At 71.8% G+C, this 23324-nt stretch carries 22 protein-coding genes and 1 pseudogene; 12 read left to right on the top strand and 11 right to left on the bottom strand.

Annotated elements, in window-relative coordinates; genetic code table 11:
• Nucleotides 1–560: 560 nt before the first annotated feature.
• The 5 genes from ADK86_RS34345 to ADK86_RS34325 all read right to left on the bottom strand — a co-directional run bounded on the left by ADK86_RS34345 (nt 561) and on the right by ADK86_RS34325 (nt 6897).
• Complete coding sequence (locus ADK86_RS34345) at nt 561–1784, bottom strand: amidohydrolase (protein WP_053700132.1); 1224 nt, start codon at nt 1782–1784, stop codon at nt 561–563.
• A gap of 127 nt (nt 1785–1911) precedes the next feature.
• Nucleotides 1912–3186: a hypothetical protein gene (locus ADK86_RS34340; protein ID WP_420718899.1), complete on the bottom strand. Its 1275-nt coding sequence runs from the start codon at nt 3184–3186 to the stop codon at nt 1912–1914.
• A gap of 194 nt (nt 3187–3380) precedes the next feature.
• On the bottom strand, nt 3381–4313 hold the full coding sequence (locus ADK86_RS34335) for an N-acetylneuraminate synthase family protein (RefSeq protein WP_053700131.1): 933 nt from the start codon (nt 4311–4313) through the stop codon (nt 3381–3383).
• A 20-nt stretch (nt 4314–4333) separates the two neighbouring features.
• A complete protein-coding gene (locus ADK86_RS34330; protein ID WP_053700130.1) occupies nt 4334–5554 on the bottom strand; it encodes an acylneuraminate cytidylyltransferase in 1221 nt (406 codons plus the stop codon).
• 53 nt (nt 5555–5607) lie between these two features.
• Nucleotides 5608–6897 (bottom strand): DUF6716 putative glycosyltransferase, encoded by a 1290-nt coding sequence (locus tag ADK86_RS34325; RefSeq protein ID WP_107088637.1) that lies wholly within the window; start codon nt 6895–6897, stop codon nt 5608–5610.
• Between the two features lie 223 nt (nt 6898–7120).
• Here ADK86_RS34325 and ADK86_RS34320 point away from each other — a divergent pair, with 223 nt between their 5' ends.
• Genes ADK86_RS34320 through ADK86_RS34310 form a run of 3 tightly spaced genes read left to right on the top strand, consistent with a single transcriptional unit; the run spans nt 7121 to nt 10664 of the window.
• On the top strand, nt 7121–8098 hold the full coding sequence (locus ADK86_RS34320; RefSeq protein WP_053700128.1) for a glycosyltransferase family 2 protein: 978 nt from the start codon (nt 7121–7123) through the stop codon (nt 8096–8098).
• Nucleotides 8098–9471: a polysialyltransferase family glycosyltransferase gene (locus ADK86_RS34315; RefSeq protein WP_053700127.1), complete on the top strand. Its 1374-nt coding sequence runs from the start codon at nt 8098–8100 to the stop codon at nt 9469–9471. Before ADK86_RS34320 ends, ADK86_RS34315 begins: the two co-directional genes overlap by 1 nt.
• Complete coding sequence (locus ADK86_RS34310; protein WP_078952447.1) at nt 9468–10664, top strand: acyltransferase family protein; 1197 nt, start codon at nt 9468–9470, stop codon at nt 10662–10664. Before ADK86_RS34315 ends, ADK86_RS34310 begins: the two co-directional genes overlap by 4 nt.
• Before the next feature lie 38 nt (nt 10665–10702).
• On the opposite strand, the gene ADK86_RS34305 is transcribed toward ADK86_RS34310, so the two are convergent.
• On the bottom strand, nt 10703–11365 hold the full coding sequence (locus ADK86_RS34305) for a TetR/AcrR family transcriptional regulator C-terminal domain-containing protein (protein ID WP_053700126.1): 663 nt from the start codon (nt 11363–11365) through the stop codon (nt 10703–10705).
• Nucleotides 11366–11403: 38 nt separating this feature from the next.
• On the opposite strand from ADK86_RS34305, the gene ADK86_RS34300 reads away from it, so the two are divergent.
• Nucleotides 11404–12957, top strand: coding sequence for an FAD-dependent monooxygenase (locus ADK86_RS34300; RefSeq protein WP_199834527.1), 1554 nt, complete (start codon nt 11404–11406; stop codon nt 12955–12957).
• Nucleotides 12958–13000: 43 nt separating this feature from the next.
• Nucleotides 13001–13378, top strand: coding sequence for a nuclear transport factor 2 family protein (locus ADK86_RS41740; protein WP_078952446.1), 378 nt, complete (start codon nt 13001–13003; stop codon nt 13376–13378).
• A 9-nt stretch (nt 13379–13387) separates the two neighbouring features.
• On the opposite strand, the pseudogene ADK86_RS34290 reads toward ADK86_RS41740, so the two are convergent.
• Nucleotides 13388–14536, bottom strand: a pseudogene (locus ADK86_RS34290) (MFS transporter); the annotation flags it as partial.
• A gap of 54 nt (nt 14537–14590) precedes the next feature.
• Here ADK86_RS34290 and ADK86_RS34285 point away from each other — a divergent pair.
• On the top strand, nt 14591–15430 hold the full coding sequence (locus tag ADK86_RS34285) for an AraC family transcriptional regulator (RefSeq protein WP_053700123.1): 840 nt from the start codon (nt 14591–14593) through the stop codon (nt 15428–15430).
• On the opposite strand, the gene ADK86_RS34280 is transcribed toward ADK86_RS34285, so the two are convergent.
• Nucleotides 15351–16748, bottom strand: coding sequence for a gluconate:H+ symporter (locus ADK86_RS34280; RefSeq protein WP_003985087.1), 1398 nt, complete (start codon nt 16746–16748; stop codon nt 15351–15353). The two genes, ADK86_RS34285 and ADK86_RS34280, sit on opposite strands and share 80 nt — an antisense overlap.
• A gap of 91 nt (nt 16749–16839) precedes the next feature.
• On the bottom strand, nt 16840–17367 hold the full coding sequence (locus ADK86_RS34275; RefSeq protein WP_003985086.1) for a gluconokinase: 528 nt from the start codon (nt 17365–17367) through the stop codon (nt 16840–16842).
• Nucleotides 17368–17501: 134 nt separating this feature from the next.
• Between ADK86_RS34275 and ADK86_RS34270 the strand changes: the two genes are divergently transcribed.
• The 5 genes from ADK86_RS34270 to ADK86_RS34250 all read left to right on the top strand — a co-directional run bounded on the left by ADK86_RS34270 (nt 17502) and on the right by ADK86_RS34250 (nt 20356).
• Nucleotides 17502–18209 (top strand): FadR/GntR family transcriptional regulator, encoded by a 708-nt coding sequence (locus ADK86_RS34270; RefSeq protein WP_053700122.1) that lies wholly within the window; start codon nt 17502–17504, stop codon nt 18207–18209.
• A gap of 216 nt (nt 18210–18425) precedes the next feature.
• Nucleotides 18426–18806: a hypothetical protein gene (locus tag ADK86_RS34265; RefSeq protein WP_053700121.1), complete on the top strand. Its 381-nt coding sequence runs from the start codon at nt 18426–18428 to the stop codon at nt 18804–18806.
• A 23-nt stretch (nt 18807–18829) separates the two neighbouring features.
• Nucleotides 18830–19507: a hypothetical protein gene (locus ADK86_RS34260; RefSeq protein WP_053700120.1), complete on the top strand. Its 678-nt coding sequence runs from the start codon at nt 18830–18832 to the stop codon at nt 19505–19507.
• Nucleotides 19508–19541: 34 nt separating this feature from the next.
• A complete protein-coding gene (locus ADK86_RS34255) occupies nt 19542–19925 on the top strand; it encodes a hypothetical protein (protein ID WP_053700119.1) in 384 nt (127 codons plus the stop codon).
• Between the two features lie 23 nt (nt 19926–19948).
• Nucleotides 19949–20356 carry a hypothetical protein gene (locus ADK86_RS34250; protein ID WP_159394025.1) on the top strand — a complete coding sequence of 136 codons (408 nt, stop codon included), beginning with the start codon at nt 19949–19951 and terminating at the stop codon, nt 20354–20356.
• Nucleotides 20357–20434: 78 nt separating this feature from the next.
• Here the strand turns inward: ADK86_RS34250 and ADK86_RS34245 are convergent, their stop codons facing one another.
• A complete protein-coding gene (locus ADK86_RS34245) occupies nt 20435–22111 on the bottom strand; it encodes an alpha-keto acid decarboxylase family protein (protein WP_053700117.1) in 1677 nt (558 codons plus the stop codon).
• Nucleotides 22112–22204: 93 nt separating this feature from the next.
• Between ADK86_RS34245 and ADK86_RS34240 the strand changes: the two genes are divergently transcribed.
• The gene (locus ADK86_RS34240; protein ID WP_053700116.1) at nt 22205–22690 is read left to right on the top strand and encodes a MarR family winged helix-turn-helix transcriptional regulator; all 486 of its coding nucleotides are present in this window, start codon (nt 22205–22207) and stop codon (nt 22688–22690) included.
• Nucleotides 22691–22708: 18 nt separating this feature from the next.
• On the opposite strand, the gene ADK86_RS41735 is transcribed toward ADK86_RS34240, so the two are convergent.
• A complete protein-coding gene (locus ADK86_RS41735; RefSeq protein ID WP_078575139.1) occupies nt 22709–22918 on the bottom strand; it encodes a hypothetical protein in 210 nt (69 codons plus the stop codon).
• Nucleotides 22919–23324 lie beyond the last annotated feature (406 nt).

Raw genomic sequence — 23324 nt, 5'->3', positions numbered from 1 at the left:
AACCCTTCGCTGTGTGGCTGTTATCTATTCGTTCTACATGCCGCTGTCGCGGCGGGTGGATGGGTGTGGTCCGCGCTTCGCAGGGGGCCATCTCCTCGGCGCCTTGGAGCGGCCGTTATGTCTGGACGCAACCGGGGCTTCGGTCGCCTGCGGGGAGTGTCCCCCTGCACACCCCCTCCGGTCGGATTGGCGAGTGCGGGCCGGTGGGGGGAAGAAAAAGAACGATCACCCTGATGGGCGCCCACCATGTGGTGAGGCTCGCGTATGCGCATGCGCGGGCCGGGGGCGGCTCCGCGTCGTGCGGAAGGCGCCGCCAGGGGTCTGTAAAGACTCCCGCCACGGCGGAGAGAGAGCCGCGTACGGCGCGGGCTCGGGGACACGTAGGGGTCTCCCCGCAGGCGACCGAAGCCCCGGTTGCGTCCATACACTGCGGCCGCTCCAGGCAACGAGGAGAGACCCCTGCGGGGCCCCGAGCCCCCACCCACCGAACCCAAGGCGCAAGCCCGCACCCCCACCGGGGCAACCGCAAACCCACCGGGCAGAACCGCACCCCAAACCGACTACGCCAACATCGCCGCCGCCGTGAACAGCTCCACCCCGGCCCGCACCGCCCCCTCGTCCGCGTCGAAGTCACCCCGGTGGAGGTCGTAGCGGACGGTGCTCCCCGGTGGGCGTACGCCCAGGCGGGCCATCGCTCCGGGGATCCGCTCCAGGTACCAGGAGAAGTCCTCGCCGCCGAGGGACTGCTCGGTGCCCTCGACCGCGTGGGCCCCGCGCCGCGCGGCCATCGCGTCGTGGAGGAGTTGGGTGGAGACCGGTTCGTTGACCACCGGTGGCACGCCCCGGACATAGTTGATCTGGCACTTCGCGCCGTGCAGGGCCGCGATCTCGTCGATCGCCGCGTGGACCAGGTCCGGCGCGTCGCGCCATGCGTCGAGGTCCAGGCACCGAACCGTTCCGGCCAGCTCCGCGTGCTGGGGAATGACGTTGCACGCGTGGCCGACGTCGAGGCGGCCCCAGGTCACGGCGAGTCCGGCGCGGGTGTCGACCCGGCGGGAGAGCAGGGCGGGGACGTCGACGGCGACGCGGGCGGCGGCGGTGACCAGGTCGGTGGTCAGGTGGGGGCGGGCCGTGTGGCCGCCGGGGCCGTCGAGGGCGACTTCCAGGCGGTCGCAGGCGGAGGTGATCGCGCCGGTGCGCAGGCCGATGCGTCCCGCGTCCACCCGCGGGTCGCAGTGCACGGCGAGGATGCGGCCCACACCGTCCAGCGCCCCGGCGCCGATCGCGTCGGTGGCGCCGCCGGGGAGTACTTCCTCGGCGGGCTGGAAGAGGAGCCGTACGGGGCACGGCAGCCGTCCTTCCCGGGCGAGTTCGGCGAGGACCAGGCCCGCGCCGAGGACGACGGCGGTGTGCACGTCGTGGCCGCACGCGTGGGCCCGGTTGGGGACCGTGGAGCGGTAGGGCACGGTCTTCACGTCGGGGATCGGCAGCGCGTCGATGTCGGCCCGCAGCGCGAGGAGCGGCCGGCCGCCGTCCCAGGGGGCGAGGCCGGGCGTGATGTCACAGATCAGGCCGGTGCCGATGGACAGGACGCGTGGGCTCAGGCCGGCCCGCTCCAGCCGGGCCTTGAGGGCCGCGGTGGTGCGGAACTCCTGGTTGCCGAGCTCGGGGTGCATGTGCAAGTCACGGCGAAAGTCGATGAGTTCGGCGCACAGCTCGTCCGGCAGCGCGCCGGGCAGCGGTTCCCCGGCTGGGGCGTCATCGGTTTCGGCCTCGCGGGACATCAAGTGGTTCACCCGTTGAAGGGTACGGGGGCGGCTGGGGCAACTGTCCCTCGATCAACAAAAGTTCAGCCCGTTAGGGGAAGAATATCTAGGCCGCCCGGCGCATGGGCAGGTCATCACCGGGGTATCAGGACTGGTTCCGCTTCTTTCCGGAAGCAGGGGCACCGGACGGTTGCGGCCGGTCGGCCGCGCCGTGCGCCGCCAGGCCGGTGCGGTGGGCGCCGTCCCGTACATCGTCACACGGCTCCGCGGGAAGGCGGCGTACGCCCCGCGCCGTTCCCGTCACCCCGGACAGGAAGCCCTCGGCCCGCGGCGACGCCTTGCCGGTCAGCCAGGCCGGGTCGATGTCGCACACCGCGACGCCGACCCCGGTTCCGGCCAGTGCGAGCGGCAGCGTGTGGACGACGGTGGACGGGAAGCTGAGGACCTGGCGGCCGATGGGGCCGCGGCGGGCGATGAGTTCCAGCGGCAGGTCGGGCCGTACGATCTCCAGGCCGGTTTCGGCGGCGAGCCGGTGGAGTTTTCCGGCGGATTCGCGCCGGTGGGCGAAGTAGCGGGTGGCGCCGTGGGTGCGGGCGAGCGCGTGGACGGCTTCCAGGTAGCGGTCGGGGTCGACGACGCCGGTCTCGACCAGTGAGGTGCCGACGATGTCCGTGCCGCGGGTGAGCCGTGGCGGGCCGAACCGCCGTCTGGTCCAGGCGAATTCGTTCGACAGGACGCGGATGCCGGGTGGCGGCTCGACGGGCATGGAGGTGAAGAGGCCGACGGTGCGTCGGCCGCCTTCGGGGGCGGGGCCGAGCCGGCGGCGGGCGGCGGCCGCGAACGGCGCGAAGGCCAGGTCGCGCGGCCCGCGCCCGCCGCCGTGCCGGTGCCAGCGCACCAGGCGTTCGCCGTTGGCCAGTTGGGTGATGAATTCCATGGTGGCGGTGCCGTCGTCCACCACGATCAGGTCGCGGGCCCGGGTGAGTGTCAGCAGGAGCTGGACGTAGCGGGAGAAGGGGTCGCCGATGACGACGCGGCCGGCGCGCCGCAGGCGGCGGGTGAGGCCGCCGATGGTGCGCAGCGGCGCGGCGGCCCCGTCGCGCGCCTCCTCCCACCGTACGGAGAAGCCCTCCTCGCGGGCGAGTTCGGCCATCCGGCGCAGCTGGCCGCGGGTCATCGGGTCGTGCGGGGCGAGGACGACGACGGTGAGGGCCGCGGCCTGTTCGCCGTGCGCCCATTCCAGGACGTTGAGCAGCTGTACGGGGCTTTCGACGAAGGCGAGGGTACCCGCGGCCTGCGCCTTGGCGGCTCCGGCCGCCTGTGCCGTGGCCTGCTTCGCGGCCTGCCGCGCTTCCCGCCTGGCGGCCCGTCCGGTGGCCCGGCCGGCTGCCCCCCGCTCCCCCGCCGCGCCACCGGGCACCCGGCTCGCGGCGGATCTGCGGCGCTGCCGGGGTACCCCCAGGAGGCGGCGGACGGGAGTACCCGCCGCCTCCTGGGGCGGGCCACAGGCCCCGTCTGGGTAGCTCACGGTGTGTCCGTCCCGTCCGTATGGCGTCAGGAGCAGTCGTGCGGTGGCAGGCAGATGCGGTTGTACGGTGGCGTCCGGGCCGCCAGTCAGGCCGAGACGGGCTCGCGGTCGGCGGCCTCGGCCTCGGCGACCACGCCCGCCACCCGGCGCAGCTTCTTCATCGGGCCCAGCTCGCTCTCGTAGACCTTCTTGACGCCGTCGCCGAGGGACTCCTCGATGGTGCGGATGTCGCGGACCAGGCGGGTCAGGCCCTGCGGCTCCACAGAGGCGGCCTGGTCGGAGCCCCACATGGCGCGGTCGAGGGTGATGTGGCGCTCGACGAAGGCGGCGCCGAGGGCGACGGCGGCGAGGGTGGTCTGCAGGCCGGTCTCGTGGCCGCTGTAGCCGATCGGGACGTTGGGGTACTCGGCCTGAAGGGTGTGGATCATGCGGAGGTTCAGCTCTTCGGCCTTCGCGGGGTAGGTCGAAGTGGCGTGGCACAGGACGATGTTGTCGCTGCCCAGGACCTCGACGGCGTGCCGGATCTGCTTGGGGGTGGACATGCCGGTGGAGAGGATGACGGTGCGGCCGGTGGCGCGCATGGCGCGCAGCAGCTCGTCGTCGGTGAGGGAGGCGGAGGCGACCTTGTAGCAGGGGACGTCGAACTTCTCCAGGAAGGCGACGGACTCCACGTCCCAGGGGGAGGCGAACCAGGCGATGCCGCGCTTCTCGGCGTACTCGTCGATGGCGCGGTAGCCGTCCTCGTCGAACTCCACGCGGTGGCGGTAGTCGATGTAGGTCATCCGGCCCCAGGGGGTGTCGCGCTCGATGTCCCACTGGTCGCGCGGGGTGCAGATCTCCGGGGTGCGCTTCTGGAACTTCACGGCGTCGCAGCCGGCGTCCGCGGCGGCGTCGATCAGCGCGAAGGCGTTCTCCAGGTCGCCGTTGTGGTTGATGCCGATCTCACCGGTGACGTAGACGGGGCGGCCGGGGCCGACGAGCCGGTCGCCGAGGGTGCGCAGGCGGGAGGTGCTGGTCATCTTGGGGAGTTCCTTCTTCGTTAGAGGGTGGGGCCGAGGAGCCACGAGGCGATCTCGCGGATCGCGCCGCCGCCTCCGGGGGTGGAGGTGACGGCGCGCGCGGCGCCGCGTACGGCGTCGTGGGCGCTCGCGACCGCCACGGGCCAGCCGACGAGGCCGAAGCACGGGAGGTCGTTGACGTCGTTGCCGACATAGAGCACGCGCTCGGGCGCGATGCCCTGTTCCTCGCACCACTGCTTGAGCGCGAGGTCCTTGCGGTCGATGCCGTGGAGTACGGGCAGGCGCAGCTTCCTGGCCCGTGCGGCGACGACCGGGTTCACTTCCGTGGACAGGATGAGCAGCTTCAGCTCCGCCTTGCGCAGGGCGGCGATGCCGAGGCCGTCGCCGCGGTGCACGGCGACCATCTCCCGTCCGTCGGAGTCGACGAGCACCCGGTCGTCGGTCTGGGTGCCGTCGAAGTCGAGGACGACCGCGTCGATGTCGTCGCGGGTCGGTAGCGCGCCGGGGTGCGTGGTGTCGAGAAGGGGCGCGAGGGCGCGGGCGCGCGCGAGGTCGTGCGGGTCGTCGATCTCCAGCACGCGGGACGGGTCGGTGCGGACCAGTTCCGTACGGCCGAAGAAGCGGTGGCCCGCGGCGCGGAAGCCGGCCGCGTCCATGGCGTAGGCGGCGCCGGTCTCCAGGAAGTCCTGGGGGCGGTCCTGGCGGCGCGGGCGGAAGGACTTGTCGTGGTTGACGCCAGTGCCGCCGGGAGCGGGGTCCTCGACGGCGGCGTCCGCCCCCTCGCGCCATACGAAGCCGTGGAACGGCGCCACCGTCAGCGCGCTGTCCGCACCGGCTTCCACAACCGCGGCGGCCACCCCGTCGATGTCCTCGCGGACGAGGAAGGGGCTGGTGCACTGGACGAGGAGGACCGCGTCGACGGGCTTGCCGTGTTCGGCCTCGTACGTGTCCATGGCGTGCAGGACGGCGGCTTCGCTGGTGGCCGTGTCGCCCGCGATGGCGCCGGGGCGGCGGACCACGACGGCGCCCGCGCCGCGGGCCGCGGCGGCGATGCCCGTGTCGTCGGTGGAGACCACGACGTCGGTGACCAGCCGGGCCGCGCGGCATTCGCGGACCGCGCGGGCGATCAGCGGGACGCCGCCGACCGCGGCGAGGTTCTTGGCGGGTACGCCCTTGGAGCCGCCGCGCGCGGGGATGACGGCGACGACGGTGGGCGCGGCCGGGCGGCTCGGTGGGGTCATGGCGGGCTCCTTCCGGGGGCCGTGCGGGCTCCGGGGGCGGGCGGATGGGCTGCTCACAGCTGTCCCCAGCGGCGGATGGCGGGGGCGACGCGCTGGACGCCGTGGCGGTAGGCGCCGCGGGCGGCGTCGCGCACGGTGTCGCGGGCCAGCCGGCGCAGGCCGCCGGGTTCGGCGGTCTCGGCGGCCTGGCCGGGCAGCGGCGCGCCGTCGGGGTCCAGGCCGTAGCGGGCGAGGATGCCGGGGAGGTATCCGGGGGCGGTGCGGGGTGTGTAGTACGGGGTGAGAGGCGGCAGATCGGTGGCGCGCAGGGCGGTGACGCGGGCGCGTGCGGCGTCGAAGGCGGTGGCGTATTGGGCGCCGGGAGCCACGCCCTGGCGGGCGAGCCAGTCCGGGTCGGGTTCGGGGCGGTGGCCGGCGTCCAGTTCGTCCCAGGAGGCGAGGCAGCCGGAGCCGAGGAAGTGGTGGTTGCCGAGGGCTTCGCGGATGCCGAGGTCGGTGAGGACGGCGGTGGGGATGCCGCGGTGCAGGGATTCCAGGGCGGCGGTCGAGCTGACGGTGACCAGGAGGTCGGTGCGGTCCAGGACCTCGCCCATGTTCCCGTACGCCAGGCGGCAGTTGGGGGGCAGGCCGCCGGGGAGGCGGGCGGCCAGCTTCTGGTACGGGAGTTCCTCGATGTGCGTGGTGTGTTCGCCGGGCTTGCTGCGCAGCTTGACCAGGACCTCGCGGTCGGGGTGCCGCCGGGCGTGCTCGGCCGCGCGGCGCAGCAGGTGCATACGGTCCTCGCGGCGGTCCGGTACGGAGGGCTGGGCGGCGAAGACGACCGTGTAGGGGCGGTCGCCGAGGACGGGCTCGTACGGGGCGCCGCCCAGGAAGGGCAGGGCGCATTCGACGACGCTGCCGCCGTCGGCGCCGACGCCCTCGTACACCGCGCGGAACCGGTCCGCGTCGTGCCGGGAGTTGGCGAGGACCACGTCCGCGCCGTGCCGCAGCAGCAGGCCGTCGGCCAGCTTCTCGTAGACGACGCCGACGTAGCCGGTGACGACGACGGGCCGCCGGGCGGCGCCGCGCCAGGCGCGGGCCAGGCCGTGCAGCATCGCCTGGACGGCGCCGCCGACGCAGGCGAGGACGACCACGTCGTACCGCGCGGTGTCCTTCATCAGCTCCAGGAAGTCCGCGCCGCGGATCTCGCGCAGCGTCTCCGCACGGGCGCCGACCTCGTCGAGCTGGCGGACCGTGGGGGTGGCACGGCCGCGGAGCAGATATCCGTCCAGACGAATGTCCGATTGAATGCGGTACGCTGTCAAAGCGCCCCATTTCCAGCGGGTATCCGAATCCGCGAGCACCGCGACACGCGGCTGGGAAGTGGTACGAGTGGGCACGACGAAAACGCTAGGAAGGCGTTCCGTTCGGCGGGCCAACTGTGCCGCAACAACGGGTTAACAGCGCATCGCAGGACGGCGAACCAGCAGGCCGAATTGCCAGGTTAACCATCCCGCCATTCTTCGTTCACTCGCGGGTTCGCGTCCCGTCAAGACGAATGCCGGGACCGCGCCTAACGTCACCCGGGTGGTTAAGCTCTCCGTCGTCGTGCCGTTCTACAACGTGCAGACATATGCGCCCGACACCCTGCGAAGCCTGGCGGCGAACGCCCGTGAGGACTTCGAATTCCTGCTCGTGGACGACTGCTCGCGGGACGAGACACCGCGGATCCTGGCGCGCGCCGAGGGCGAGCTGCCGGGCGCGCGGGTGCTGCGGCACGAGCAGAACGGCGGTCTGGCCACCGCCCGCAACACCGGCCTGGACGCGGCCGCCGGCGAGTATGTGACCTTCCTGGACGGTGACGACTGGCTGGCCCCCGGCTACTACGAACAACTCCTGGCCGTCATCGAGGAGTTGGACTGCGACTTCGTGCGCACGGACCATGTGCAGTGCACCGCGCGGACCCGTTCGGTGCACCGCGTCCCGTACGGCCGCCGCAACGTCGCGCTGGACCCGCGCGAGCTGATACTGCCCGCCGACCGCTCCACCTCCGTCGACTACGCCTTCGCCTGGGCCGGCATCTACCACCGCCGGCTGCTGGACGACGGCCTGCTGCATTTCCGGCACGGCCTGCGTACGGCGGAGGACCGGCCGTGGATCTGGCGGCTGCACCGCGAGGCGCGGTCGATGGCGGTGACCGGACTGCTCGGCGTCTTCTACCGGCGCGGAGTGGCGTCCTCGCTCACGCAGATCGGTGACGTACGGCAGCTCGATTTCATCCGGGCATTTGATCAGGTGATCGAGGAAACGGCGCAGGACCGGGACGCACAGCGATTGCTGCCGAAAGCCGTACGTACCTATTGCGCCATCATTTCCCACCATCTCGGCTCGATCGAACGATTCGAGCCGCCGGTGGCCCGTAAATTGCGCGCCCTGAGCGCGGCGGCGCTGAAAAGAATGCCGCAGGACGTACTGAAGGAAGCACTGGATTCGATGGACACGCAGCGCGCCTCCCGTCTGCGACGGCTGCGCCGCCGTCCGGTCCCGGCGGAGGTGGCCGCCTGATGGCCCCCCGTACCGACGCACCGGCGCGGCCGCGTACGCAGATCTTCCTGGCGTCCACCCTGTACGGCGCCGCCACGCTGGCCGCCGCGCTCGACACGGACGCCTTCGCCCCGGCCGGCCGCCGGCTGCTGCTGGTCAGCAACAACGCCGCGACCCCGGAGACCGCGACGCCGGTGGACCGGATGCCCGGCTTCGAGCGGCTGCGCGGCCGCTTCGACCGGGTGCTGTCGTGGAACGAGACGATCAGCCCGTTCCACCCCGGCGGCTGGTCCCCGCGCCAGGACGATGTGCCGCTGTGGGAGCGGCATCTGCGGCTGCTGTGGGACCTGGGCGCGGACGAGATCGAGCTGATCGTGGAGTCCATCCAGGTCAGCCCGGCGCTCGCGCTGGCCCAGCTCTTCCCGGGCGCGCCGGTCGACGTGTACGCGGACGGCCTGATGAGCTACGGGCCGACCCGCAGCAAGCTGGACCCGCTGGTCGGCACCCGGGTCCGCCGCCTGCTGCATCTGGACCTCGTGCCGGGTCTGAAGCCGCTGCTGCTCACGGAGTTCGGGGTGGGCGCGGAGACCGTGCCGACCGACGCGTTCCGCGCGGTGCTCGCCGATCTGGCCGCGGACTTCGACGCCCCGGCGCTGCACGCCGTACCGGAAGGCGCGGCGCTGCTCCTCGGGCAGTACCTGTCCGCGCTGAACATCCTCACCCCCGAGGAAGAGGAGGAGCTGCACGCCCGCATGCTGCGCGGCGCGGTACGGCGCGGGCACCGCCAGGTGGTGTTCAAGCCGCACCCGTCCGCGCCGGCCCGCTGGTCCCGCGCGCTGGAGCGGGAGGCGGAAAAACTCGGCGCCGAGCTGACCGTGCTGGACACGCCGGTCCTCGCCGAAGTGCTCTACCAGCGCAAGCGGCCCGCGCTCGTGGTCGGCTGCTTCTCGACCGCGCTGCTGACGGCATCCGCGTTCTACGACCTGCCGACCGCCCGCGTGGGTACGGACCTGCTGCTGGAGCGCCTGACCCCGTACCAGAACAGCAATCGTGTGCCGGTCACCCTGGTCGACGCACTGGTGCCCGACCTGGCGGACGAGCCGGGCGCCAAGCCGACGCCGACGCATCTCAACGGGCTGGTCGGCGCGGTGGGTTACGCCATGCAGAACCAGATCTACCCGGAGCTGCGCCCGGTCGCCGAGCGCTATCTCGCCGCCCACCTGAACGAGCGCACCTGGCGCTACTTCAAGCGCCGCCGGCTGACCGCGCTCGCGCTGCCCGGCGCGATCCCCGCCCAGCTGTCGTTCATCCCGCGCAACGCGGCCGTCCGCAGGGTCGCGCGGCGCGCGCGGGCGATGCAGCGGCGCCTGAAGAAGCGGGCCGCGTTCGGATGACCGCGCAGCTTCCGGCGGAGGCGCCGCCGCCCGCGGCGATGCCAGGACCGTCCGTGCCGGTCCTGGCCACCCGCCCCATGGCCGCTGCCCGGAACGGAGCGGCTGCTCCGCCCGGGAGGAAGTCCCGCGGCGCGCCGCGCCTGCGTGCCCTGGACGGGCTGCGTCTGATCGCCGCCCTGATGGTCGCCGCGTACCACCTCGGCGGCCGGAACGGCGAGATAGCCCAGGCGTGGGGCAGCTCGCCCGCGCGCCAGTTCCCGTCCCTGCACGGCGTGTTCGCGTACGGCTGCCTCGGCGTGCAGATCTTCTTCGTCATCAGCGGCTTCGTCATCTGCATGAGCGGCTGGGGGCGGTCGCTGCGCGCCTTCATCGCGTCCCGCGTCTCGCGGCTGTATCCGGCGTACTGGGTGGCGGTCCTGCTGGTCACGGCAGTGTTCGCGCTGCCGTGGGTGGCGTTCGAGGCGCTGGGGCCGAGCGATGTGCTGACCAACCTGACGATGCTCCAGCAGCCGCTGGGCGCCAAGCGGGTGCTGGGCGTGTGCTGGACGCTGTGGGCCGAGATGCGGTTCTACGCGCTGTTCGCGCTGTGCGTCATCCTGCCGGGCGCCACCCGCCGCCGGGTGGTGCTGTTCTGCGCGGGCTGGACGCTGGCGGCGGCGGTGGCGCAGGCCGCGCACGTACCGGCGCTGGACATCGTCCTGATGCCGCAGTACGCGCCGTTCTTCATCGGCGGCATCGGCTGCTACCTGCTGCACCGGTACGGCGGGCGGGACCCGGTGGCGTGGGCGGTGGTGGGCGTCAGCTGGCTCATCGGCCAGCACTTCGCGGTGGCCGGGCTGTGGCACCCGCCGTCCGCGAACGCCTTCTCCAACCGCTCTGCGGTGGTCATCATCGCGGTCGTCACGCTGGGCTTCGCCCTGGTACTGGCCATCGCGCTGGGCCGGATGCAGTGGGCGAACTGGCGCTGGCTGACCGTGGCCGGGGCGCTGACGTACCCGTTCTACCTCGTGCACGAGCACCTGGGGTGGGTGGTCGTGCAGGGCCTGCACGGTGGCCTGCGGCTGCCGTCGTACGTGACGCTCGTCCTGACGGTGGCGCTGATGCTGGCGCTGGCCTGGGTGCTGCACCGCTGGGTGGAGCGCCCGCTCACGCCCGTACTGAAGCGGGCGATCGATCCGCGCCCGCGGCGCTGAGTGCGGGTGCCCGGGGACGGCTCGCCCCGGGCACCCGGCTACTCGCCGTGCAGCAGCGTGGCCTCGATCCCCGCGATGACGGCCCGCAGACCGTCCTCGAACCCGCGGGCGGTGTCCCCGAAGAACTCCTCGCCGGCCACCACCGTGAGCGGGAAGTCGGCGCCGTAGCGCCGCTGCCGGTCGTCCAGGTCGTAGGTGGGATCGCGCCACGGCTCCCCGGGCACCGGGAAGACGGACTGCTCCTCGACCACGTAGCCGATCGTGTACGTGTAGACGGTGAACCAGGCGCGCGCGGCCCGGTGTGGCCGGAATCCGGCGGTTGTCAGCGCGCCCATGAAGATCTCCACCGGCCGCATCGACGCGGAGTGGTTCATCCGGGTGCCGCCGAAGACCTTGCCGCCGTCGCGGTAGGTGAGCAGCGTGCGCCGCATGACCCGGCACGCCGTGGTGAGCAGCGCCTTCCAGTCGCCGCCCCCGTAGCCCGGGCCCGCCGCGACCAAGGGCGCGGTCATCCGCTCGTACAGCTCGGTGGCCATCTCGTCGAGCAGTTCCTGCTTGTTCTTGAAGTGCCAGTAGAGGGCGGGCGCCTGGACGTTCAGCTCCTTGGCGATACGGCGCAGGGTGAGCCCTTCGAGGCCGACGTCGTTCAGCAGGCCCAGGGCGGTCTCCACCACCAGTTTTCGGTCGAGTCTCGTAGCCACGTTGACAATTTAACACCGTTAAGCGCACCCTCGGAAGCATGGAACTTAACAACGTTAAGGACACAGCCGCGGCTCCCGCCGGCACCCTGCCCGAGCACGTCGACGTACTGATCTCCGGCGCCGGCCCCACCGGCCTGGCCCTCGCCCTCGACCTCTCCCGGCGCGGCGTGCGCGCCCTCGTGCTGGAGCGCCAGGACCGGCTGTCGCCCGGCACCCGCGGCAGCGGCATCCAGCCCCGTACGCAGGAGGTGTACGAGGACTTCGGGGTGCTCGACGCGATCCGGGCGAGCAGCGCCCGGTACCCGAAGGTCGGGTCCCGGAAAGACGGCCGCATGGTCGACGCGTACGTGTTCGTGGAGTCCGTCGAACCGACACCGTCCACCCCGTACGGCACCATGATGATGGTCCCGCAGTGGCGGAATCTGGAGATTCAGTACGCGCGCCTGGCCGAGCTGGGCGGCACGGTGGCGTTCGGGGCCGCGCTGGAGTCGTTCACCCAGGACGCGGACGGCGTCGAGGCCCGGGTCCTCCGCACCGACGGCAGCGCCCGTACGGTGCGCGCCGCCTACCTGGTCGCGGCGGACGGCGGGCGCAGCACGGTGCGCAAGGCGCTCGGCGTCACCATGACCGGGGAGAGCGTCGCCCCGAACCCGATGCTCCTCGCCGACATCCGGCTGGACGGGCTGGACCAGCAGCACTGGCACATGTGGGAGTCCTTCAACGCCACCGACTTCGTCGCGCTGCTCCCGGTGCCGCTGCGCGACTACTTCTCGCTCATCGCGGGCTTCGCGGACCCTGCCGCCGAGCCGGACACCGCACCCGACGCCGTGCGCAAGCTCGTCGCGGAGCGCACCCACCTCACCCTGGACCAGGTGGGCGAGGTGCTGTGGTCCTCCACCTTCCGCCCGAACGCCGCGCGGGCCGACCGGTTCCGCGTGGGCCGGGTCTTCCTCGCGGGCGACGCGGCGCACGTGCACTCCCCCGCGGGCGGCCAGGGCCTGAACACCAGCGTCCAGGACGCCTACAACCTCGGCTGGAAGCTGGGCCAGGTCCTGCGGCACGGCGCGCCCGAGTCGCTGCTCGACACCTACGAGGCCGAGCGGCTGCCGGTCGCCGCGGGCATCCTCGACCTCAGCACCCGGCTGCACCGCTCGGGGGACATGCGGCGCGGCAAGGACCTGCACCAGATAGACGTCGGGTACGCGGACGGACCGCTCGCCTCCGAACGGCGCACCGGCCTCGCCGACGGAGCGCTCCGCGCCGGCAACCGGGCGCCGGACGCACCCTGCGCCACCCCGGACGGCACCCCGCGCCGCCTCTTCCAAGTCTTCCAGGGCCCGCACTTCACCCTGCTGGGCGTCGGCGACGTCGAACTCCCGGCGTTGGACGGCAAGATGATCCGTACGTGCCGCGTCGGCGGGACGGCCCCCGACCTGGTCGACGCCGGGGGTCACGCCCGGCACGCGTACGGCGAGGGCCTGTTCCTGATCCGTCCGGACGGCTACGTGGCGTACGCCGCCGACGACGCCTCCGGCCTGCCCGACGAACTCGCCCGGTACGGCGAGCTCTTGACCACGCCGTCCGGCCGGTGACCGGGACGAGCCCGTCCCGGCCGGCGGCTGGTATTACTGGTGCATGCAGGAAGAGACCGCGCAATCGGCGATCGACACGTTCCTCTCCGCCTTCAACGCCTCGGACGACAGCCGGGTGACCGCGCTGCTCGCCCAGGCCCTGACCTCGGACGTGGTCTTCCACGGGCCGCTGGGCCGCAGCGAGGGGATCGAGGCGGTCGAGCGGTTCGTGCTGGACCTCCGGCGCCACCCGGCGGGGGCCGGCACGATGGTGCGCTGCTCAGCGGTGGACATGCCGGGCGAGTGGGCCCGGTACCGGTGGGTCTTCACCACGCCGGGTGGCGGCCCCCGTCTGGCCGGGACGGACGTCGTCCACCTGCGGCGCAGCCTCATCGACCAGGTGATCGTCTTCGCGGGGGAGACCGGGCCGCCCGCCGTCTGAGCCGCCCTCCCCCGGTTCGGTCAGCGTCCGCGCGATGAGCCAGGCCACCGCGCACAGCGCGATCAGCGGCAGCAGGGCGGTCCGCAGGCCGGTGGTGTCGGCGAGGGCGCCGATCGCGGGGCTCGCGACACCGCCGACGCTGACCGCCAGGCCCAGGGTGACGCCGCTCGCCGTACCCATGCGGTTCGGCAGCAGGTCCTGGCCGAGCGTGATGTGCAGGGAGAACGGTACGTACAGGGCCGTGGAGGCGAGGGCGGCGAAGACGTACAGCGCGGGTCCTGGCACGAGGACCAGTCCGGCGACGGCCGGGACGCAGGCCGCGTAGGCGATCCGTACCGTACGGACCCGGCCCCACCGGGACGCCAGCCGGCCGCCGAGCACGGTGCCCACCGCGCCGCCCGCGAACAGTACGAACAGGGCCGCCGAACCCGCGGTGGAGCCACCGCCCACCCGCTGCTCGGCGTAGACGGCGATGAAGGCGCTCAGGCCGACGAAGACTATGGACCGGCAGACGATGACGGCGGTCAGCCGCAGGAACTCCGGCCAGTTGTCGCGGCCCGCCTTGCGCGCCGCGGCCTTGGCGACGGCCGCCCGCGGCGCCAGCGCGCGGATCACGTGAGCGGTCAGCAGGACGCCGGCCGCCGCGGGCACCACCAGCCACGGCGACGCGTTCAGCGAGCCCGCGGAGAGCAGCGGGCCGACGGCGACCGGGGCGAGGGCGAAGCCGATGTTGCCGCCGAGGGAGAACCAGCCCATGGCGACATGGCTGCCACCGCTCGCGACGCGGGCCAGCCGTGCGGCCTCCGGGTGGTAGGCGGCGACGCCGATGCCCGAGAGGGCGACCGCGGCGCAGGTCAGGCCGTAGGAGTCGCCGAGTCCGGACAGGGCGATGCCGAGACCGGCGCACAGCGTGCTCACCGGGATCAGCCAGGGCATCGTCCAGCGGTCGGTGAGCGAGCCGAACAGGGGCTGGACGAGGGAGGAGAGGAGGGTGGCGGCCAGCACGATGCCGGAGGCGGCGGCGTAGCCGTAGTGGCGCTCGGCCACCAGGAAGGGCACCAGGGCCGGGACCGCGCCCTGGTAGAAGTCCACTGCCGCGTGGCCGACGGACATCGTCGCGACCGGCCGCCGGGGCGCGGACACGTGGTTCGTCGTCATGTACCGATCATGGCGAGCGCGCCCGGTGGCGGGCTTCTCATAAGCTGCCACGTCATGCCGGTTTTCCGCCATCACCCGCCGCACGTCACGACCATCACCCGCTTCCTGCCGCAGGGTACGCAGGTGACGGCCCACCACCACGACGTCCACCAGATCGTCTACGCGGGGCGCGGCGTGCTCACCGTGACCACGGACGCCGGGAGCTGGGTCGCGCCGGCCACCCGTGCGATCTGGATACCGGCCGGGACGGTGCACGAGCACCGGGCGCACGGGGACACCGATCTGCACACCGTCGGCGTGCCCGTGGACACCAACCCGCTGGGGCTGGACCGGCCCGCCGTCCTGGCCGTCGGCCCGCTGCTGCGCGAGCTGATCATCGCGTACAGCGGTCCGGGCAGCCGCCGTACGGCGGAGGCGCGGCGCCTGCTGGCCGTACTCCTCGACCAGCTGCGCCACGCCCCGCTCCAGGCCCTGCACCTGCCCACGCCCCGCGACCCGCGCCTGGCGGCGGTGTGCGCGATGCTGCGCGCCGACCCCGCCGACCCGCGCCCGCTCGCCGGGCTCGGCGCCGCCGCCGGGGCGAGCGAACGGACGCTGGCCCGCCTCTTCCGCGCCGAGCTGGGCATGACCTTCCCGCAGTGGCGTACGCAGCTGCGGCTGCACCACGCGCTGGTGCTGCTGACACGGGACGACCCGGCGCTGTCCGTGACCGCGATCGCGCACCGCTGCGGCTGGGCCTCGGCCAGCGCCTTCATCGATGCCTTCCGCCGGTCGTTCGGACACACGCCGGGCGCCCACCGGGACCTGTACGGCGCTACAGCACCAGGGACAACAGCAGTACGCACACGATCCCGACCACCGAGATCAGCGTCTCCATCAGCGACCAGGTCTTGATCGTCTGGCCGACGTTCATGCCGAAGTACTCCTTCACCATCCAAAAGCCCGCGTCGTTGACGTGGCTGAAGAACAGCGAACCGCAGCCGACGGCGAGGACGAGCAGAGCGGCGTGGGTGGTGGACATCTCGGCGGCCAGCGGCGCCACCAGGCCCGCGGCGGAGATGGTGGCGACCGTCGCGGAGCCGGTCGCGAGCCGGATCGCGACCGCGATCAGCCAGGCCAGCAACAGGGTGGAGATGTTCCAGTCCTTGGACAGCTCCAGGATCATCTGCCCGACGCCCGCGTCTACCAGGGTCTGCTTGAAGCCGCCGCCCGCGCCGACGATCAGCAGCACACCGGCGATCGGCGCGAGGGACTTCTCGACGGTGGAGGCGATCCGGCCCTTGGTGAAACCGGCCGACCGGCCCAGCGTGAACATACCGACGATGACGGCGGTGAGCAGCGCGATCAGCGGCGAGCCCACCACGTCGAAGACGCGCTGGATCGTGGTGCCCTTGTCGTCCACGACGACGTCCACCAGGGCCTTGGCCAGCATCATCACGACGGGCAGCAGCACGGTGGCGACGGTGATGCCGAAGCCGGGGCGCTTGTCCAGCTCGCCGCTGGCACGCTCGGGGACCATCTTCTCCGGCGGCTGGATGTCGACCCAGCGGGCGGCGTAGCGGGAGAACAGCGGACCGGCGACGATCGCCGTCGGAATCGCGACGACCACGCCGAGCGCCAGGGTGACGCCCAGGTTGGCGTGCAGCGCGTCGATGGCGGCCAGCGGGCCGGGGTGCGGCGGGATCAGGCCGTGCATCACGGACAGGCCGGCCAGCGCCGGGATGCCGATGCGCATCAGGGAGAAGTTGCCGCGCTTGGCGACCAGCAGCACCACGGGGATCAGCAGCACGATGCCGACCTCGAAGAAGATCGGCAGACCGACGATGCCCGCGATCAGCACCATCGCCCACGGCATCACGCGCCCGCTCGCCTTCGCCAGGATCGTGTCGACGATCTGGTCGGCGCCCCCGGAGTCGGCGAGCAGCTTGCCGAGGATCGCGCCCAGCGCGATCAGGATGCCGGTGCCCGCGACCGTACTGCCCAGGCCCGACGAGAAGCTGGCGATGGCCTTGTCCAGCGGCGCGCCCGCCACCGCGCCGAGCACCAGCGAGCCGATGATCAGGGACAGGAAGGCGTGCAGCTTGAACTTGGTGATGAGCAGGACGATGACGGCGATGCCCGCGAGGACGGCGATGCCGAGCTGCGCGTGACCGGCCGAGGTGATCGGCTCGGTCGCATCCGCTGCCAGCATCTCGACGCTGAGATGTGTCACGGCTGTTCCCTAAGGGGTGCTGTTACTGGTTGTGGTGGTGGCCCCTGCGCGGTGACGCGCGGGGGTACGGGCCGGGGCCCGCGGCAGAAGGTCAGGCGGGGGTGGGCCGGCCCGTGTCGTAGCGGCGCAGCGCGGCGACGGCGCGGTCGGCGATCTCCCGCGGGGTACCGGAGACGTCCACGGCGACGCCCGCCTCGTCGGCGCCGAGCGGCTCCAGGGTGGCGAACTGGGAGTCCAGCAGCGCGGTGGGCATGAAGTGGCCCTTGCGCTCGGCCATCCGGGACTCGATCAGCGACCGGTCGCCGGTCAGGTGCAGGAAGACGACGCCGGGCGCCGCGGCCCGCAGCCGGTCACGGTAGGCGCGCTTGAGCGCCGAGCTGCTGACGACACCGCCCTGACCTGCACGTCCGTGCGCCCAGGCGCCGATGGCATCCAGCCACGGCCACCGGTCGGCGTCGTCGAGCGGGGTACCGGCCGACATCTTGGCGATGTTGGCCGGGGGATGGAAGTCGTCGCCCTCGGCGTAGGGAACATCAAGGTCGGCGGCCACCAGCGGCCCGATCGTCGTCTTGCCGGTGCCGGCCACGCCCATCACGACGATGACGTGGGGGGTGCTCATCCCGTGTACCTCGCTGTCCTCTTTGACCTCGGTCTGACGTCCCACTGAAACCCATGGGATACGACGTATTCAAGCCCCTGTGATGTAAAAGTCATACTTAAAGGCGGGCCACCCCGGGAACGTAGGCTGAACCCATGGAGAACCAGGGGGCGGGACAGGGACTGCACGCGCGGGTACTGGAGACCCTGGGACCCGCCATCACCGCGGGCGAGTACCCGCCGGGCACGATCTTGCGCACCGACGAGCTGGAGGAGCGCTTCGAGGTCTCCCGCACGGTCATCCGCGAGGCGATACGGGTCCTGGAGTCCATGCACCTGGTCGCCTCCCGGCGCCGGGTCGGCGTGACCGTACGCCCGGCCGAGGAGTGGAACGTCTACGACCCGCGCGTCATCGGCTGGCGCCTGGCCGGGCCCGACCGGCCCCGGCAACTGCGCTCGCTGACCGTGCTGCGCTCCGCCGTCGAACCGGTCGCGGCGGGCCTGGCGGCCCGGCACGCCACACCACAGCAGTGCGCCGAGCTGACCGAGCACGCCATGGGCATGGTCGCCACCTCGCGCGGCCAGCAGCTCGACGCGTACCTGGTGCACGACACGGCCTTCCACCGCGTCATCCTGAACGCCTCCGGCAACGAGATGTTCGCCCGTCTGGGCGATGTGGTGGCCGCGGTCCTCACCGGCCGCACCCACCATCACGTGATGTTCACCGACCCCGACCCGGCCGCGGTGACCCTGCACGTCCAGGTCGCCGAGGCGGTACGGGTCGGCGACGCGGACCGCGCCGAGGAGCTGACCCGCGAGATCACGGTCGGCGCCATGGCCGAACTGGACGTACTGGCACCGTAGTCGCGCCCGACCACGAGACGAAACCGTGGGGGCCCCGGACGGGAATTCGTGGTCGACCGCCGAGTTCCCGTTCCGTACCGAAGTATTAGGCCTTTCCGCTTCCCAACGCCCGTCCGGCCGGGGCTAACTGTGGGGACACGGCGCGGCACCGGAATCCGATACGGAAACCGATGCCTTCCTCCGCGCCGCAGCACAGTTCAGAGAAAGGCCGGAACCTTGAGAACTGCCCGAAGGACCGCATTCGGCCTGGCGGCCGGCGCCACCCTCTGTGCTTCCGCCCTGGCACTCGCCCCGGCCGCGCACGCGGGGACCGACAATTACATCAAGGTCACCAACAAGGCGGGGATCGTCGCCACCACCTGTTACCAGTGGCAGGGCGTCCCCAGCGACAAGGACTACTGCCACGAAGGATATGCCGTGGATCAGTCCCGGACCGCGTACTTCCCGGCGGGCGCCACCTCGGCCGTGGTCAATGTGAAGCTCTCGAAATGGGACAAGGACCGGGACAGCGCCGCGGTGACGGACACCAGCAAGAATCACTGCTTCGAGATCCGGGGGCTGCTCGGTTCGGAGAAGCTGGTCGAGACCGGCTGCTGAGACACGAGGGAGACATCGGATCCATGAACATCACACGTGTGGGCGTCGTAGCCGGTGCACTCACCGCGGCATTCGCCCTCGCCGCCCCGATGGCTTCCGCCACTCCGCCCGAATACAAGGCGGTGGACGGCGCGAAGGACAACTGGGTGAACGAGGGACAGCTCTCGGTCGAATACAAGAACGGGATCAAGGACACCGACCCGGCGCGCGTCAAGGAAGCCCTCGACCAGTGCAACGGCCAGTCGGTCTCGTGCAAGGCGACCACGGTCGGCACCCCGGAGAAGGTGACGAAGTGGTTCGAGGCGGGGGAGGGCGGCGGCAACCCCAAGGTGGTCGAGAACTGCAAGACGGACGACGGCGCGAAGGACGTGGACCACACGGTCGGCGGCATGCACGCGTTCGCCTGGAGCTGGAACCTCGGGGCCAGCGTCGACATCCCGCTGGCCAAGGGGGTCGGTATCGGAATCAAGGGTGAGTACACCGAGACCAATACCGATACGAAGACCGAAACCACCAAGATAACCGTGAAGCCGGGTTACCGGGGGACGCTCCAGCTCGGTCACGACATGGAGCGCACCACTTCCGACATCACCATCCAGGGCGGGAAGTTCGGCGGCGCGAAGATATCCGGAGTACGTACCGAGGCGCTCCTCAAGGACAGTGCCGGGCGCGTCAAGCCGGACATCGTGAAGTGCGGTTAACAGCCACCAGCGGGACCGACAAAAGGACGCAACCATGTCGAGCATCAGGAGAGCGGCAGCCTGCGCCGCCACCGCGATCGGTATCGGACTGACCGGCGCGGTGGTAACGGCACCGCCGGCCTTCGCCGGATCGGGCCACTACATCTCGTTCGAGAACAAGGGCTGGTTCGTGGTCAACACCTGTTACAAGTGGACAGGATCGAAGACTTCCGACAGCTGTGATTCCGGAAAGAAGATCAACGACACCTGGCGCGTGGAAATACCGGAAGACGCGACCGGCGTGGAGCTCAACGTTAACGTGCTGGCACAGGTCGGCGGCGGCAACATCACACCCCAGATCGACGACCTGAAGCGCGACCACTGTTACGAGTTCTCCGGTTACACGTGGGGACCGAAGCTCACCCCGAAGAACTGCTAGGCCGAGCCGAGAGGAACGAGGAGATGAAAGCCGGAACTCACCGGGTGCGGCGCACGGGCAGATACGCCGCGGTCGCGCTCGCCCTCGCCTTGGGCGGCGGAATCCTGACGGCTCCGTCTGCCGCCGCGAGCACGGACAACTACATCAGCTTCAAGAGCGACGCCCTGTATTTCGTCGACACCTGCTACGAATGGCAGGGCCCGGACGGCATAGCCAAGAAGAACTACTGCCACAACGCCAAGGCCAAGGGAGCCACCTGGAAGGCGAACTTCCCGGCGGAGGCGACCGGGGCCACCGTCAAGGTGTCCTTCGCCGGTTACACGGGCGGCCCGCCGAAGACGGTGACCATCGACGACACCAACCAGAACCACTGCTACGAGCTCAAGGGGACCTGGCCGAACTACGCCGAGGTCCTGCGCGTGAACTGCTGACCCGGGCACCGCAGGCCGACAGCGGCCCCCGGACCACCGGTCTCCCCCAAGGCCGCCGGTGGCCCGGGGGCCGCGCCGTCAGGCCCCGTACGCATTCTGCTCCGCGAACCGCTCCGCCAGAGCCGTGAGCAGTTCCGGCGCGTCCTCACGCGGCAGTACCGCTTCGATCAGCACCAGTTCGTCCGGCGTACGGGCGGCGAGCGCGAGCGCGTCGGCCAGCTCGGCGGGCGTCGTCACCCGCACCGCGACCGTGCCGGGCCCCGCGCCGAAGGCGGCGGGCAGGGCCGTGTAGTCCCAGGCGGCGATGTCGTTGTACGAGGCGGTGGCGCCGTGGATGGCCCGCTCGACCGTGTAGCCGTCGTTGTTGACGACCACGATCACCGGGGCCGCGCCGTACCGGGTCATGGTGCCCAGCTCCTGCGCGGTCAGCTGGAGGGACCCGTCCCCGATCACCAGCACCGAGCGCCGCTCGGGCGCGGCCAGTGCGGTACCGAGGGTGGCGGGCAGGGTGTAGCCGATCGAGCCCCACAGGGGCTGCCCGACGAAGCGGCCGTCCGCGGGCAGCGGCACTTCCTGGGCGCCGTAGAAAGCGGTGCCCTGCTCGGCAACAAGCACACTGCTCTCCGGCAGGAAAGACCCAACCGAAGACCAAAGGTGACGCTGCGTCAGCTCATCAGCACCAGCAACAGCCGGGTACGCGACGCCCTCCCCGTACCCGTCCGGCACCGGCAGCCGTACGCCCCGCAGCACTTCACCCAGCCCGCCGACCGCCTCGGCCATACCTATGCCCTCGTACACCGCGCGGCCCGCCGCCGCCCGGAACGGCCGCAGTTCGATGGTGCGCTCCGGCGCGAAGTGGTGGCTGAAGCCGCCGGTCACACTGTCCGAGACCGGGGCGCCGACCAGGATCAGGCAGTCCGCGTCCTCGACGGCCGACCGGGCCCGCTTGTCGCTGATCTCGCCGGTGTACGTACCGGCGAACCCGGCGGCGGTCTCGTCCAGCACGCCCTTCCCGCTGGAGAACACGGCGGACCGGACCGGCGCCGCGGCGAGCAGGTCGCGCAGCGGTCCGCGCAGCCCGTAACGCTCGGCCTCGTGACCGGCCAATACGGTGACACTGCGCGCCCCGTCCAGCATGCGCGCACAGCTCGCGAGAAAGTCCCGCAGCACCCCGGCATCAACCGGCCCCTCGGGCGCGAGCAGCGGCTCACCCGGAGCCGGAACCCGGGCCAGGACCACATCCGTCGGCAGATTCAGATGGACCGGCCTGCTCTGCCGCACCATGGCGCGCAGTACGCGGTCGATCTCCGCGGGCGCGTTGTCCGCGGTCAGGTCGGCGCGCGCCACGGTGACTTCGGCGAACATCCGGCCGAAGTGACCGTAGTCGCCGTCCATCAGGGTGTGGTGCACCGGGCGGCCCGCCGTGGCGACCGTGGTGGCGGGCATGCCGGTGACGGCGACGACCGGCACCGATTCGGCGTATGCGCCGGCGACGCCGTTGACGGCCGACAGTTCGCCGACGCCGAAGGTGGTGACGAGGGCGGCGGCGCCGCGCAGCCGGGCGTAGCCGTCGGCGGTGTAGGCGGCGTCCAGCTCGTTGCAGGTGCCCACCCAGACATGGTCCGGCGAGTCGGCGACCTGGTCGAGGAAGCCGAGGTTGTAGTCGCCGGGCACGCCGAAGAGGTGCGCGACGCCGAGCTCGCGCAGGCGGCGGAGGAGGTACGCGGCAACGGTGACGTGGGGGGTGTCCGACATGACGTGACCGGCCTTTCTTCACACGTGAACCTTTTAGGTCAAGGTCGTTGACCCAAGTCGCGACCCTATGGAACTCCGGGATAAAATGTCAACATGCTTGACCCAAATCGTCCGGACGCCTTCGACCGCGACTTCACCCTCTTCTACTTCGCCTACCGCGCGTTCACCGGAGCGGCCGACGAAGCCCTCACCGAACACGGCATGGGCCGGGCCCACCACCGCATCCTGACCTTCCTCGCGTACTCCCCCGGCATGAGCGTCGGCGAGCTGTGCCACACGCTCCAGCTCACCAAGCAGGCCATCAACGGGCCGCTGCGCAAGCTCACCGAGGAGCGGATGGTGCGGATGACGCCCGGGGCGCAGGACCGGCGCCGCAAGGAACTCCACCTCACCGACCGCGGCGCGGAACTCGAACGCAAGCTGCACGAACGTCAGCGGACGCTGTTCGCGGCGGCCCTGGAGGAAGCGGGCCCTCAGGCGGCCGAGGGCTGGCGCGCGATGCTGGCGCCCCTGGCCGGCCGGGACTGGACGGCGTTCACCACCTCCGTGGCCGAACGACGCGCGTCCCAGCAGCCGTAGCCGTACCGCCCCGACCCGTCAGAACAACGGCTGCTGCCCCGGGAACGGCGGCTCCTCCGGATCGAACAGCCGCTCGGCGGGAGCCATCATCGGGGCGATACGGCGGGAGCCGGGGCACGACACGAGCTCCAGCACGGTCCGTCGCCCCGGCGGGTCGTGCCGGGCGAACCGTCCGCCGACGACGGCGATCTCTCGACTGCATACGGGGCAGGGGCGACGCGGTGACATTTCCTCAGTGTCTCCCGAGTGCGCCCCGAAGATGCGCGGCGGGTGGCGCAAGACCCGCCCCGCCCCCATCGCACCGCGCGCCGCACGCGCCGTAGGAGTGCGCCGTACCGCACATCCGTGCCCCCGCACCACAGGGTGGCCCCAGGTTCGGGTCGCCGTGGCCCTGGGAAACAAGGGAAGGGGCCGGTGACACCCCGGGGGTGACGTGATGACACGGATGCGGAGAGGACGAGCGGTGCGCAAGGGACAGGCGGTGGCCGCGGGGCTGCTGGTGGTGGCCGTGACGGCCGGCTGCAAGACGGTGGTGATCACGCCGTCCGGCGGCTACTCGCCCACGGCCGCGTCCCCGCAGAGCCATACGCCCCAGCGCGCGGAAGCACACCCGGCGCGCACCCCCACCCAGGCG

The sequence above is a fragment of the Streptomyces sp. NRRL F-5755 genome, assembly GCF_001279365.1.
Taxonomy (GTDB): Bacteria; Actinomycetota; Actinomycetes; order Streptomycetales; family Streptomycetaceae; genus Streptomyces; species Streptomyces rimosus.
The sequence above is the reverse complement of the archived record's forward strand: the minus strand, read 5'-3'. Positions and strand labels throughout refer to the sequence as shown.